At 50.0% G+C, this 13,462-nt stretch carries 13 protein-coding genes; 4 read left to right on the top strand and 9 right to left on the bottom strand.

Features of this window, described 5'->3' with window-relative positions; translation table 11 throughout:
* The first annotated feature begins 316 nt into the window (after positions 1 to 316).
* Positions 317 to 1,189, top strand: coding sequence for a fructosamine kinase family protein (locus FE839_RS08395; protein WP_138360367.1), 873 nt, complete (start codon positions 317 to 319; stop codon positions 1,187 to 1,189).
* A 202-nt stretch (positions 1,190 to 1,391) separates the two neighbouring features.
* Here FE839_RS08395 and tonB read toward each other — a convergent pair whose 3' ends face one another.
* On the bottom strand, positions 1,392 to 2,120 hold the full coding sequence (gene tonB, locus FE839_RS08390) for a TonB system transport protein TonB (protein ID WP_206665969.1): 729 nt from the start codon (positions 2,118 to 2,120) through the stop codon (positions 1,392 to 1,394).
* Between the two features lie 218 nt (positions 2,121 to 2,338).
* Here tonB and FE839_RS08385 point away from each other — a divergent pair, with 218 nt between their 5' ends.
* Positions 2,339 to 2,635 (top strand): YciI family protein, encoded by a 297-nt coding sequence (locus FE839_RS08385; RefSeq protein WP_004103089.1) that lies wholly within the window; start codon positions 2,339 to 2,341, stop codon positions 2,633 to 2,635.
* A 661-nt stretch (positions 2,636 to 3,296) separates the two neighbouring features.
* Here the strand turns inward: FE839_RS08385 and FE839_RS08380 are convergent.
* The gene (locus FE839_RS08380; RefSeq protein WP_138360365.1) at positions 3,297 to 3,470 is read right to left on the bottom strand and encodes a YciY family protein; all 174 of its coding nucleotides are present in this window, start codon (positions 3,468 to 3,470) and stop codon (positions 3,297 to 3,299) included.
* A 144-nt stretch (positions 3,471 to 3,614) separates the two neighbouring features.
* Between FE839_RS08380 and cls the strand changes: the two genes are divergently transcribed.
* On the top strand, positions 3,615 to 5,075 hold the full coding sequence (gene cls, locus FE839_RS08375) for a cardiolipin synthase (protein ID WP_138360364.1): 1,461 nt from the start codon (positions 3,615 to 3,617) through the stop codon (positions 5,073 to 5,075).
* A 34-nt stretch (positions 5,076 to 5,109) separates the two neighbouring features.
* Positions 5,110 to 5,439 (top strand): HI1450 family dsDNA-mimic protein, encoded by a 330-nt coding sequence (locus tag FE839_RS08370; RefSeq protein WP_138360363.1) that lies wholly within the window; start codon positions 5,110 to 5,112, stop codon positions 5,437 to 5,439.
* Between the two features lie 107 nt (positions 5,440 to 5,546).
* Here FE839_RS08370 and FE839_RS08365 read toward each other — a convergent pair whose 3' ends face one another.
* From FE839_RS08365 to FE839_RS08330, 7 genes are all read right to left on the bottom strand, one after another.
* Positions 5,547 to 6,371: an ion transporter gene (locus FE839_RS08365; RefSeq protein ID WP_395034199.1), complete on the bottom strand. Its 825-nt coding sequence runs from the start codon at positions 6,369 to 6,371 to the stop codon at positions 5,547 to 5,549.
* A gap of 58 nt (positions 6,372 to 6,429) precedes the next feature.
* Positions 6,430 to 7,434 (bottom strand): murein tripeptide/oligopeptide ABC transporter ATP-binding protein OppF, encoded by a 1,005-nt coding sequence (gene oppF, locus FE839_RS08360; protein ID WP_138360361.1) that lies wholly within the window; start codon positions 7,432 to 7,434, stop codon positions 6,430 to 6,432.
* Complete coding sequence (gene oppD / locus FE839_RS08355; RefSeq protein WP_138360360.1) at positions 7,431 to 8,444, bottom strand: ABC transporter ATP-binding protein; 1,014 nt, start codon at positions 8,442 to 8,444, stop codon at positions 7,431 to 7,433. The genes oppF and oppD overlap by 4 nt, the downstream gene beginning before the upstream one ends.
* 11 nt (positions 8,445 to 8,455) lie before the next feature.
* A complete protein-coding gene (gene oppC, locus FE839_RS08350; protein ID WP_138360359.1) occupies positions 8,456 to 9,364 on the bottom strand; it encodes an oligopeptide ABC transporter permease OppC in 909 nt (302 codons plus the stop codon).
* A 14-nt stretch (positions 9,365 to 9,378) separates the two neighbouring features.
* Complete coding sequence (gene oppB, locus FE839_RS08345; protein ID WP_138360358.1) at positions 9,379 to 10,299, bottom strand: oligopeptide ABC transporter permease OppB; 921 nt, start codon at positions 10,297 to 10,299, stop codon at positions 9,379 to 9,381.
* 90 nt (positions 10,300 to 10,389) lie between these two features.
* The gene (gene oppA, locus FE839_RS08340; RefSeq protein ID WP_138360357.1) at positions 10,390 to 12,021 is read right to left on the bottom strand and encodes an oligopeptide ABC transporter substrate-binding protein OppA; all 1,632 of its coding nucleotides are present in this window, start codon (positions 12,019 to 12,021) and stop codon (positions 10,390 to 10,392) included.
* Positions 12,022 to 12,763: 742 nt separating this feature from the next.
* Positions 12,764 to 13,411 (bottom strand): YchE family NAAT transporter, encoded by a 648-nt coding sequence (locus FE839_RS08330; RefSeq protein ID WP_138360355.1) that lies wholly within the window; start codon positions 13,409 to 13,411, stop codon positions 12,764 to 12,766.
* Between the last annotated feature and the right edge of the window lie 51 nt (positions 13,412 to 13,462).

Genomic DNA, 13,462 nt, shown 5'->3' with positions numbered 1-13,462 from the left:
ATGGATAACACCGTGCTAAAAGTAAGGAGCACAATTATTACGTATTTCGCCACTGTTACGGATATAAATAATCATTACATTGGCAGGATAAGTCGTCGTATTTTTCGCCAGACTAACGTTGCCTTATATGAAGATGACGAAAATCTTCACATATCCGGGATCAATGCTTTTGGCCTGCTTTCACGTTTAGCGTGGGTACAAGATCAATAAGTGCGATTAGCGCAACAGAAAACGTTCAGTTGTGCGTCAGTTCGAATTTTACACTCGGATTATGCGCTAACCTTATGAAATGTTGGAAAACATGGGGAGAGACAGCATGTGGCAAGCTATCAGCAATTTGTTACGCGACTGGCACAGCGAAGCAGCTGAAATCGAACTGCGCAGTGAACTACCAGGGGGGGAGATTCACGCAGCCTGGCATTTACGCTTCGGCGGGCGGGATTACTTCGTAAAATGCGACGAACGGGAGCTTTTGCCCATATTTACCGCCGAGGCCGATCAACTCGAGCTCTTGTCGCGCAGTAAAACCGTTAATGTGCCCCAGGTTTTTGCTGTTGGCAGCGATCGGGATTACAGTTTCCTGGTCATGGAATATCTCCCGCCTCGCCCTCTGGATGCGCATAACGCTTTCCTGTTAGGCCAGCAAATTGCACGTTTACATCAATGGAGCGATCAACCCCAGTTTGGCCTGGATTTCGATAACCACCTTTCCACCACTCCCCAACCAAATGCCTGGCAGCGCCGCTGGTCCACCTTCTTCGCCGAGCAGCGTATCGGCTGGCAACTGGAACTGGCTGCCGAAAAAGGCCTACGTTTTGGCAATATTGATAGCCTCGTCAACGCCGTCCAACAGCGGCTGAGTAATCATCAACCTCAGCCATCATTGCTCCACGGTGATTTATGGTCCGGTAACTGCGCGCTCGGGCCAAACGGGCCTTATATTTTCGATCCAGCCTGCTATTGGGGGGATAGAGAGTGCGATCTGGCAATGCTGCCGCTACATCCTGAACAGCCGGCCCAAATTTATGATGGCTACCAATCCGTTTCACCACTGCCGTCCGGGTTCCTTGAACGTCAACCCCTTTATCAGCTCTATACCTTGCTGAATCGCGCGATTCTGTTTGGCGGGCAACATCTGGTGACCGCACAGAAAGCGCTGGATGAGGTATTGATGGAGAAGGCGCCGTAACGCCGCGCCCTGTGTCACACCGGGGGTGAACGGTCAACAAAAAGAGGCCCAGCGTTTGCGGTTGCTGATTGTGTACCTGCTCAATGTGATCTCTCAGCCTGCTTGCCAGACATGTCACCACGTCTCAAGGATCAGCAAATGATTTATTAGTACAGGTTGACAGGCCTCCCTTATTTCCTGAGGGTGGCCTGATTTCACACCATTAATTCATGTCCACGCCTTTGAGACGGAACTGAATGGTCATGGTGATTCCGGTACCCGGTTTACCCGCTTGATAACGCCATTTACGTAAAGCGTTTTTCACTTCACGTTCAAACATATTGGCGGGTTGAGCGGAAAGGATCTGCACGTTATCCACGCGACCATCTGCCGTAACATCAAACTTAACCCTCACCGATCCCTCGATACGCAGTGCCTGAGCGCGCGGAGGGTATACAGGTTTACCCCGGCGTAATGCCTGAGGGCCGGTTGGCGCCGTTACGGTGGGCTTCGCCGCCGCTGTAGACGTACTCGGCGCAGTACGCGCAGGTGCCGTATTTTGGCTCTCAAAGGGCGAGGCCGAACGGGTTTCCGCAGGCTTCACATCACGCTTAGGCTGTTCGACCTTTTTTTCCGGTTTCGGTTTCGGTTTTGGCTTTGGTTTCGGCTTGGGTTTATGGATAACAACCGGCGCCTCTTTAGGCGGTTCCGGCATCACTTCGGGTTCGGGTTCAGGTTCTGGCTCCACAACGGGTTCAACTACCGGCTGGGCGGCCGCGGGCGGCTCCAGATCTGCCGGAGCCACCATCGTAATCTCGATAGGCTGTGATGGCGAAGGCCGTTCAATAACCTGATGTACCGATGTATAAAGCAACGCCGCGACAACACCGCCATGGATAGCCACGGACAGTAGCGTGGGCCACGGAAAGCGACGAGGTAAATCAAAGGTCATTGCGCTCATAATTGTTTCTGTTGAAAAATGATGTTCCGATTTTAAATGCAAATAGTAATCATATTCAACCAGGGTTGCTAACTTGCGTTAAAATTTGCCCGCTTTTCTGAAAAAATCCCCAGAACATGGCATTCTGAGGCATACGCGTATCTTTGCATTGCAGTCAACGCCGGTTTAACTTAACGTAACTCGCCAATTTATTGATAAGGAGCCATGCCGTGCTTTACGTTATCTACGCTGAAGATATTGCCGACTCTCTGGAAAAAAGAACATCGGTACGCCCCGCCCACCTGGCGCGTTTGCAACTGTTACATGATGAGGGGCGTTTGCTGACCGCCGGCCCAATGCCTGCTGTAGACAGTAATGAGCCCGGTGCGGCTGGCTTTACCGGTTCAACCGTGATCGCGGAGTTTGAATCACTGGAGGCGGCGCAATCCTGGGCCAATGACGACCCGTATATCGCGGCCGGTGTTTATCAGAAAGTCTCTGTTAAGCCTTACAAAAAGGTATTTTGATAATCCAGGAAAACAATAACGATCAGAGACCTGGCGCAGATTTCATCTACGCATGCAATTGAAAGGGCGCGTTTAGATACATGTCACACTGCGCCCACTTCTTTTTCTGACGCACATCACCGGGCAAGCATCGTGCCGCATCATGTTGTGATTATGTCACGCGAGTTTAGCACTCTGTCCCGACGGATTGACGACCCGGCCTGTCGACCATGAGGCTGTCTGTCAGCGCAAAAGCGCCAGTCAGAAATTCCCGGCCACTCTAAATCCATTCCTGAGTTTTGCAGCCCGCCCCGCGATTACCCTGGTTATCGTTGTTGGTGCCTTTCCCGGTCAGTTTTATCACGGATTAGTCCTATTAGATGCACCTGACGCGAGATAATTATGGCTTCTCCATAAAATATTCACATTTATGATTTGGAATTAATATCCCTGATTAAGGAGTTTTTATGAAAAAAATTGTGCTGTTAGTTTTTGTGCTTTGCGGAGCGGTGTCGCTTTCCGGGTGTATTCTCCCTCCAGGAGGACCTGGCGGCGGTCACTCCCAAGGACCCGGTCCTCGGTAATACAGTAAGGCCCATTTTCAGTCAGGGCCTTTCTGACCATTATCTGGTCAATAATCTACCGATGCAGGCACCGCAAGCGGTGCCTTTTGTTTCGCCTTTCAAAACTCAGAGAAGGTGAACAGCAAAGAGTGACGCTGCCGTTTAACCAGCTCTTTTCTGATGGCGAGGATACGCATATTCCGGCGCGATTGGCCTTCCAGCCAGCGTGTTTTACGGCGACTCACCTGTCTTAGCATGCGCCAGCGCCCTACTTCCGTTCTACTACGCTTCATTGCTACTACTCTACGAGTGAAAAACAGCCTGCATTATAGACCCATGAATCCGGGTGACCAACGCTTTCGCTGCGTTTTTATTTGCCAGATGGATGCTGATGCGTAAACTCATGACATAAAGTCATTCAAAAGGATTTTTCATCTATGACAACCTTTTACACGGTGGTTAACTGGCTGGTCATACTCGGATACTGGCTACTGATCGCTGGTGTAACATTACGTATATTAATGAAAAGACGCGCAGTCCCGTCAGCAATGGCGTGGCTACTTATCATCTATATTCTACCTCTGGTGGGGATTATTGCTTATCTGTCGTTTGGCGAACTGCATCTGGGCAAGCGCCGGGCCGAACGCGCAAGCGCAATGTGGCCGTCGACGGCGAAATGGTTAAAGGATCTCAAAGCCTGTAAACATATCTTTGCTGATGAGAATAGCCCGGTCGCCGAATCATTATTTAAGCTCTGCGAACACCGCCAGGGAATTGCCGGTGTTAAGGGCAATCAGCTCCAGCTACTCACCGAATCCGATGATGTCATGCAGGCCTTAATTCGCGACATTCAGCTCGCGCGTCACAATATTGAGATGGTGTTCTATATCTGGCAGCCTGGCGGTATGGCCGATAAAGTCGCGGAGTCATTAATGGCGGCGGCAAGACGCGGCGTACACTGCCGGTTAATGCTCGACTCTGCCGGGAGCGTTGCCTTTTTCCGCAGTCCCTGGGCCGCTATGATGCGTAATGCGGGAATCGACGTTGTTGAGGCGCTGAAAGTTAATCTGATGCGTGTCTTTCTGCGTCGTATGGATCTGCGTCAGCATCGCAAGATGGTTATGATCGACAATTATATTGCCTATACCGGCAGTATGAATCTGGTTGATCCACGCTTCTTTAAACAGGACTCCGGCGTCGGCCAGTGGATTGATCTGATGGCGAGAATGGAAGGCCCGGTAGCGACAGCCATGGGAATTGTCTATTCCTGCGACTGGGAAATTGAAACCGGAAAGCGCATTTTACCGCCGCCGCCAGATGTTAATATCATGCCGTTCGAAGAGGCCAGCGGGCATACTATTCACACCATCGCCTCAGGACCCGGCTTCCCTGAAGACTTGATCCACCAGGCACTGCTCACCGCCGCTTATGCGGCTAAAGAGCACTTGATCATGACAACCCCCTACTTTGTGCCCAGCGACGATCTGCTGCATGCCATCTGCACCGCAGCCCAACGCGGCGTTGATGTCAGCATCATTTTGCCGCGTAAGAACGATTCGTTGCTTGTGGGTTGGGCCAGCCGCGCCTTCTTTACCGAACTGCTGGCTGCCGGCGTGAAAATCTATCAATTTGAAGGCGGCCTGTTGCATACCAAAAGTGTGCTGGTTGACGGCGAGCTCAGTCTGGTTGGAACCGTTAACCTTGATATGCGTAGCCTGTGGCTTAACTTCGAAATTACGCTGGTGATTGATGATGTCGGGTTTGGTGGCGACCTGGCCGCGGTACAGGACGATTATATCTCCCGCTCGCGCCTGCTTGACGCCAGATTGTGGTTAAAACGTCCTCTCTGGCAGCGGATCGCCGAGCGACTGTTTTACTTCTTCAGTCCGTTACTGTAAAACATGCCAATCAGATGTTTATTGGGTAGCAATCATGGATATGGATTTAAACAACCGCCTGACCGAAGACGAAACACTTGAACAGGCTTACGACATCTTCCTTGAGCTGGCTGTCGACAACCTCGATCCGGCAGATGTCATTCTGTTTAATTTACAGTTTGAAGAACGCGGCGGCGCTGAACTGTTTGACCCGGCACCCGACTGGGAAGAACACGTTGATTTTGATCTCAATCCTGACTTTTTTGCTGAAGTGGTTATTGGGCTGGCAGATGAAGATGGTGGCGAGATTAACGATATTTTTGCCCGGGTGCTGCTGTGCCGCGAAAAAAGCCACAAGCTTTGCCATATTCTATGGCGCGAATAAGTTCTTTCACCAGCCAGTAGCCATATATAATGCGTGGGGGTGAGTGAAACCACCCCCTGCCCTCCACCTGCAGCAGGTCGTTTACGTAGATATGCTGGTTTGCCTGTCTACTTCGGCAGTTCACTTCCGCAGGCGTTACAGTAACGCGCGCTTTTATCGTGCATATTATGCTGGCAATTCGAACACCGACGCTGAGTTCGACGATTCTGAAACGCCAGTGTCATATGCGTTGTAATCAGGCCGGTCGGAATCGCAATAATCGAGTAGCCAATTAAAATAAGTATTGAGGCCAGAATGCGCCCCAGCGGCGTATGCGGCGTAATATCGCCATACCCCACCGTGGTTATTGTCACAATCGCCCAATAAACTGACGCATTTAGTGTAGTAAAACCGTACTGCGGTCCCTCAATCAGGTACATCAGCGCACCAAAAATCACCATTACGATGGCAATAAATGAGTAAAACAGGATCAGTTGATGACGAGCACTAACAATCGCGGCCCAGAAAATATTCAACGACGGCATAAAACGCAGTAGTTTAAGAATACGCAACGCACGAATCGCGCGCATCGCCCGCCACGCAAAAACATATTCAAGACTAATCTCTGGCCATAGCCACATAACGTACAGCGGCAAAATCGTCGCTAAATCAATTATTCCCCAGAAGCTGCAAACATATTTCACTGGATTCGGCCAAGTGATCAGGCGCAGCAGATATTCAAGGGTAAAAACCACAGTAACGATAATCTCAAGCCAGACGAAAATATGCCATTCATCTGACGTCAGATGATATTGCGTCCCCAGTCCGGACTCGATAAATATCACCAGCACGCTAAGCAGTGCAAAAACACCGCATAACCCCTCAAAATGCCGGCCGGAACGCCGATTTTGATCGAAGAGTAGATGATACAGCCGCAGACGAGCGGTACAGATGTTCAACGCCACGTTCACCTCGCAAAAGAAAAGGGCTGACTCACGCCAGCCCCGGAGATTATAGCGGGTCTACCTTCAGGCAGGAAACGGCGTGTCGGAAACTTCCCTCCAGAACCGGTCGCGTTTTTGCGCACTCCGGTCCGGCCAGTGGACAACGCGTACGAAATACGCATCCCGATGGCGGGTTTATCGGCGAGGGCAATTCCCCTTCCAGCAGTTGGATCGTTTTATTCCTTTCGATATCCGGGTCCGGAACCGGCACTGCCGACATTAACGCTTTTGTATAAGGATGCAGTGGATTATGGTACACCTCGTCGTAGGTTCCCAGTTCTACAGCATGCCCCAGGTACATGACCAGTACCCGGTCAGAGATATGCTTGACCACCGCCAGATCGTGGGCAATAAAAATCAGCGATAATCCCATCTCCCGCTGCAACTGCTGCAACAGGTTCACCACCTGTGCCTGAATCGATACATCCAGCGCCGAAACCGGTTCATCGCAGATAATCAACTTCGGCTCAAGGATCAGGGCACGTGCAATACCGATACGCTGGCACTGGCCACCAGAAAATTCGTGCGGATAGCGGTTAATCAGGTTCGGTAGCAAACCCACTTTCATCATCATCGCTTTAACGCGATCACGAACTTCCTGACGTGGCATTCTGGGATGGTAGGTACGCAACGGCTCGGCAATAATTTCCCCGATCGTCATACGCGGATTCAATGACGCCAGCGGATCCTGGAATATCATCTGAATATCGCTGCGCACAGCACGTAATTCTTCCGCTTTTAATCCCAATAAATCTTTACCCAGCCAGGCGACTTTGCCGCCAGTAGCCTTTACAAGACCAATAATCGCCCGCGCAAAGGTTGATTTCCCACAGCCAGACTCCCCGACGACGCCGAGCGTTTCACCTTCATAAAGGCGCAGGGTGACACCATCGACCGCTTTCAGCGTTTTCGACGGTTGCCAGAACCACTGTTTGCCGTCTTTAATATCAAAATGCACTTTCAGATCGGCAATTTCGAGCAGGACTTTTCTTTGTTCCGTCACGGCGTTCATAGCAAATCCCCCACCGGTTGAAAGCAGGCACGCAAGCGGCCTGGTGCAAACGCCTCCAGAGGCGGAGCGTTATTACAAATCTCCGTCGCATGCGGGCAACGCGGCTGGAACGGGCAGCCCTTCGGTAAACGCAGCAGGTTTGGCGGGTTGCCCGGAATCGTTAACAAGGCATCGCCTTCCGCATCCAGTCGCGGAACCGCATTGAGCAGACCAATAGAGTATGGATGCGACGGGTGATAAAAGACGTCTCGCGCCAGACCATATTCCATAGTTCGTCCGGCATACATCACCAGTACCTTGTCGCAGATCCCGGCAACAACGCCGAGATCGTGGGTAATCATGATGATTGCGGTATTGAACTCGTGCTTAAGCTCATTCAGAAGCGTCATTATTTGCGCCTGTACGGTCACGTCCAGCGCGGTTGTCGGTTCATCCGCAATCAGCAGTTTAGGCCGACACAACAGCGCCATCGCGATCATGACGCGCTGACGCATCCCACCGGAGAATTCATGCGGATACATTTTCATCCGTTTGCGCGCCTCCGGCATTTTTACCGCATCCAGCATTTTCACCGACTCTTCAAATGCTTCGGCTTTGCTCATCGCGTTATGCAGCATCAGGACTTCCATCAACTGTTCGCCGACCCGCATATACGGATTGAGTGATGTCATCGGATCCTGGAAAATCATTGAAATCTGCTTCGCGCGCAGTTTATTCAGTTCGTGCTCAGGAAGATTCAGGATCTGCTCGCCGTTAAAGGTTGCTGAACCGCCGATGCGACCGTTTGCCGCCAGCAGTCCCATCAGCGCAAAAGCCGTTTGCGACTTACCGGAACCAGACTCGCCGACAATGCCTAAGGTTTCCCCAGCTTGCAGCGTAAAGTTGAGGTCGTTGACTGCGGTCACATCGCCATCGGGCGTGCCAAAGGTGACGCGCAGATCTTTCACATCCAGCAGCAGCCCGGAATGTGATGCTGCCTGCGGCGTTTTTGCCGTTTCAATCGTGCTCATGACGGCGCTCCTTAGCGGTCTTTCGGGTCGAGGGCATCACGCAGGCCATCGCCGATAAAGTTAAAACAAAACAACGTTACCACCAGGAAACCGGCAGGAAACAGTAGCAGCCACGGCGAGACTTCCATTGAGTTCGCACCATCGCTGAGCAGAGCGCCCCAGCTACTTAGCGGTTCCTGAGTACCCAGACCGAGGAAGCTTAAAAATGACTCAAACAGAATCATGCTCGGAACCAGCAACGAGGCATACACCACCACCACGCCAAGAACGTTAGGTACAATATGGCGGATCACAATATTGCCCGTTGACACCCCGCCAACCTGCGCGGCTTCAATAAACTCTTTGCGCTTCAGGCTCAGGGTCTGGCCGCGAACGATACGCGCCATATCCAGCCAGGACACCATACCAATGGCGACGAAAATCAGCAGGATATTCTGGCCAAAGAAGGTCACCAGCAAAATAACGAAGAACATAAACGGGAAGGAGTTGAGGATTTCCAGCAGGCGCATCATCACCGAATCCACTTTCCCGCCCAGATAACCGGAAAGCGAACCGTACAGCGTCCCCAGAATTACCGCCACCAGCGCAGCAGCAACGCCGACCATTAATGAAATACGTCCACCGATCGCCACCCGCACCAGCAGGTCGCGGCCGGACGAATCGGTGCCAAAGTAGTGGCCCGATGCGATATCAGGCGCACTGGACATCATGCCCCAGTCGGTATCGTAATAGGAAAATGGCGATACCATCGGCGCAATGATGACAAACAACGCAATGAGCACCAGCACAATCAGGCTGGCGACTGCTGCGCGGTTATGCATAAAGCGGCGGCGAGCATCCTGCCAGAGGCTACGTCCCTCGACTTCCAGTTTTTCACTGAAGTTTTCCAGCGCCTCGCTGTTTTTCTTACTTAACATTATGGCGAACCCCAGCGTCAGTAACGAATTTTCGGATCGATAACGGCATACAGCACATCAACGATCGCGTTAAACAGAATGGTCAATGCGCCAACCAGAATGGTCAGGCTGAGTACCAGCGAGTAATCGCGGTTCAGCGCGCCGTTGACGAACAGTTGACCGATTCCCGGCAGGCCATAAATGGTTTCGATAACCATCGAGCCGGTAATAATGCCGACGAAGGCGGGTCCCATATAAGAAAGCACCGGCAGTAGCGCAGGCTTTAATGCGTGGCGCAAGACGATCGTGCGCATCGGCAAGCCTTTCGCCCGTGCGGTACGAATAAAGTTAGAGTGCAGAACCTCAATCATGGAGCCGCGGGTGATACGTGCGATGCTGGCAATATAGGCCAGTGAAAGCGCGACCATCGGCAGGATCATATATTGTATGGCTCCCCCGTTCCAGCCGCCGCCCGGCAGCCAGTGCAGCGTAATAGCGAATATCATTACCAATAACGGCGCGACTACAAAACTGGGTATCACCACCCCGGTCATCGCGATGCCCATCACAGCAAAATCCCATTTCGTATTTTGCTTCAGGGCGGCAATAACCCCGGCAGTGACGCCAAGCAGAACCGCCAGAGCAAACGCGGCGAAGCCTAACTTAGCCGATACCGGGAAACTGGCAGCGACCAGATCGTTTACCGAATAATCTTTATATTTAAACGAAGGACCGAAATCGCCATGCGCCAGTTGCTTCAGATAATTGAAGTACTGGGTCATGATAGGGTCGTTTAAATGATATTTTGCTTCAATATTCGCCATCACTTCCGGCGGTAACGTGCGTTCACCGGTAAACGGACTACCCGGTGCGAGACGCATCATGAAGAACGAGATTGTAATTAGAATAAAAAGCGTCGGAATCGCTTCAAGACAGCGACGTAAGATAAATTTCAACATTGCCCATACCTTCTGGCGAGTGTGCCTTCAATAGTGCGATCAAATAAGACACCGCGGGGCGGGCAAAAATACCCACCCCACGTATTGCCATTAGTGCTTCACAATGTACATGTTTCTTGTATACGTATTATCCAGCGGATCTTTGCCGGTATACCCCCCTACCCACGGCTTAACCAGGCGAGCGTTAACGTAATAAAAGACCGGTACGATGACAGAGTCTTTATCCAGCTGTTGCTCAGCCCTGGCATAGAGATCTGCGCGTTGTGCTTCATCGTTGGTTTGCAGGGTTTCAGCAATAATTTTGTCGAAGGCCGGGCTCTTATAGTGTGAGGTATTGTTTGAGCTGTCGCTTAACATGGTATTGAGGAAAGAAGTCGGTTCATTGTAGTCCGCACACCAGCCAGCGCGCGCAACATCAAAGGTTCCCTGGTGGCGATTATCAAGGAAGGTTTTCCATTCCTGATTCTCCAGCTTCACATTTGCGCCAATGTTTTTCTTCCAGATAGACGCCACGGCGATCGCCAGTTTTTTATGCAGATCGGAAGTGTTATAGAGTAAGTTGAACGTCAGCGGTTTACTGGCGGTATAACCGGCTTCAGCCAGTAATTTTTTTGCTTCTTCGTTACGTTTTTCCTGTGACCACTTGAACCACTCCGGCTTAATCAGTTTCATACCGTCAGTGTAAGGAGGCGTGTAGCTATAGGCCGGCAGATCGCCCTGGTTTTTCACTTTGTTGACAATAATGTCGCGATCCAGCGCCAGTTTCAGCGCGGTACGTACGCGAACATCGGTAAACGGCGCTTTCTGGTTGTTAATTTCATAGTAATAGGTGCACAGATAGGGATCGACGTGAACTTCTTTCGGGATCTCTTTTTTCAGTTTCTGGAACAATTCAATCGGCATGTTGTTATAGGTCATATCGATTTCACCGCTGCGATAGCGGTTGACGTCGGTGACTTCTGAAGAGATCGGCAGATAAGTGACCTGATTAATAACGGTTTTGGCGTTATTCCAGTAATTCGTATTACGCACCAGCACAATACGTTCGTTAACCACCCAATCTTTTAATTTATATGCGCCGTTACTGACAATATTGGCCGGTTGAGTCCACTTCTCACCAAATTTATCAATAACGGATTTCGGTACGGGTGAAAGAGACGAGTGAACCAGAAGTTTATAAAAGTATGGTACCGGCTCGCTGAGCGTCACTTGAAAAGTGTGATCGTCCAGCGCTTTTACGCCCAGATCAGTAATCGGTTTTTTGCCGCTGATAATGTCATCAACGTTGGCCACATGACCATACTGCAGATAGCTTGCATAAGGCGAAGCGGTTTTCGGATCGACCAGACGCTGCCAGCTATAAACGAAATCTTGCGCGGTTACCGGTGAACCATCTGACCACTTCGCATCTTTACGTAGATGGAAGGTCCAGACTTTAAAATCCTTATTTTCCCATTTTTCCGCAACGCCTGCGACCGGATGACCATCAAGGTCACTCACCAATAATCCTTCGAATAAATCACGGCTAATATTAGACTCCGGCACACCTTCAATTTTGTGCGGGTCAAGGGACTGAACTTCCGAGCCATTGTTACGCACCAGCGTTTGTTGTTCCGCCAGTTGAACCCCTGCTGGCACATCTGCTGCCATGGCAGCGTTGGCGGTAATTAACGCAGAGAAGACCGCTGCGGCTACCAGGCTTTTTTTCGTGATGATGGTCATTGTGTTATTACTCCACTCATTATAATTACTGGCTATTTAACCAGCCTGTTTTCTCTTTCTGGATTCTGAACAGTGCAGGAGTTTATGCTGCTGTCAGAGAGTACTGCTTGCTATCACCGACTTATTTATTACGGCAGCTCAAATGGCAACCTTAACGTCGATTCTTCCCCTGTCCGGGGTAATGTTAATTTGCAATGATCTATTTAATAAAAATTCTCATTCTCATATCAGTTCAGTTAACGATCACGGCGGAAAGTATCAAAACCCGTTATTGTCCGCCAATGGAATTTGCAAATATGTTACCGAATTCTCTTTTGTCGTCTTCCCGTGGATAAAACCGCCAACTCGCCGGGCAAACAACAGAGATATAAATCGATTTTTATCATATAGATACAATAAGATGCTTATTTTTTATACTAAATATCGCTAAAAAGGCTATTTTTTACACAAATCATTAACAATCGCTCATTATTTAGCACATTCATCTGCTTCATTAGCGAAATTACTAATATCATTTCAATTAACTGACGGCAAGCATCAGAGAATGATGTGAAGAAAATAACGCTGTTTAATGTGAGTAACGGGACAGGATTATACGCCAAATAAATATAACTAATTGATAATAAATAAGAATATCAAATCATTGCAAAATAATATCACAGACCGGAAAATCAGGCTTTGTAATATGTTTTTCACATGATGAGCAAATACTGAACGATGTTCCCGCGCCTGGAGGCGCGAGTTAATTCACCAGTCCGGGAAACAACGCCTTTATCCCGGTGACAATAAATTCGATCCCTAACGCCATCAGCAGCAACCCCATAATACGGGTAATCACGTTAATCCCCGTTTGCCCGAGCAAACGCACCAGCCAGGGCGCCATACGAAAAATCCCCCAGCAGCACAGCGCAAAAAGCGCAATGGCAATCGAAAACCCCAAAAAATGAGCGATAGTATGATAACGCGTTCCCCAGACAATAGTTGAGCTGATGGCGCCAGGCCCTGCCATCAGAGGCAATGCTAACGGTACTACGCCAATACTCTCGCGAATTGCCGTTTCTGATTTTTCTTGTTTGTTCTGTTTATCCTCACCAAGTTTGCCGCTAATCATAGACATGGCAATAGTGACGACCAGAATCCCACCGGCAATACGAAAGGAATCAATGGAAATGCCGAAGACCTGCAAAATCGCGTCGCCGAGAAACAGCGAGGTCAACAGAATAATGGCCACAGAGAGGTTAGCTGTCAGATTGGTTTTGTTACGTGCCGCCGCCGTCTGGTAACTGGTCATACTAATGAAGACCGGAATAATGCCAACCGGGTTTACCAGCGCAAATAATCCAATGAAAAATTTAAAATAAGCTGAAAAATCAAACAACGGTTGAATCACAATGAACTCCGCAGCATCATTAAAAATGGCTGTTTCCAGTTACCAGCATGA

Source organism: Klebsiella indica, from assembly GCF_005860775.1.
In the GTDB taxonomy this organism is placed as follows: Bacteria; Pseudomonadota; Gammaproteobacteria; order Enterobacterales; family Enterobacteriaceae; genus Klebsiella; species Klebsiella indica.
This window is presented reverse-complemented; position numbering and strand designations above follow the sequence as displayed.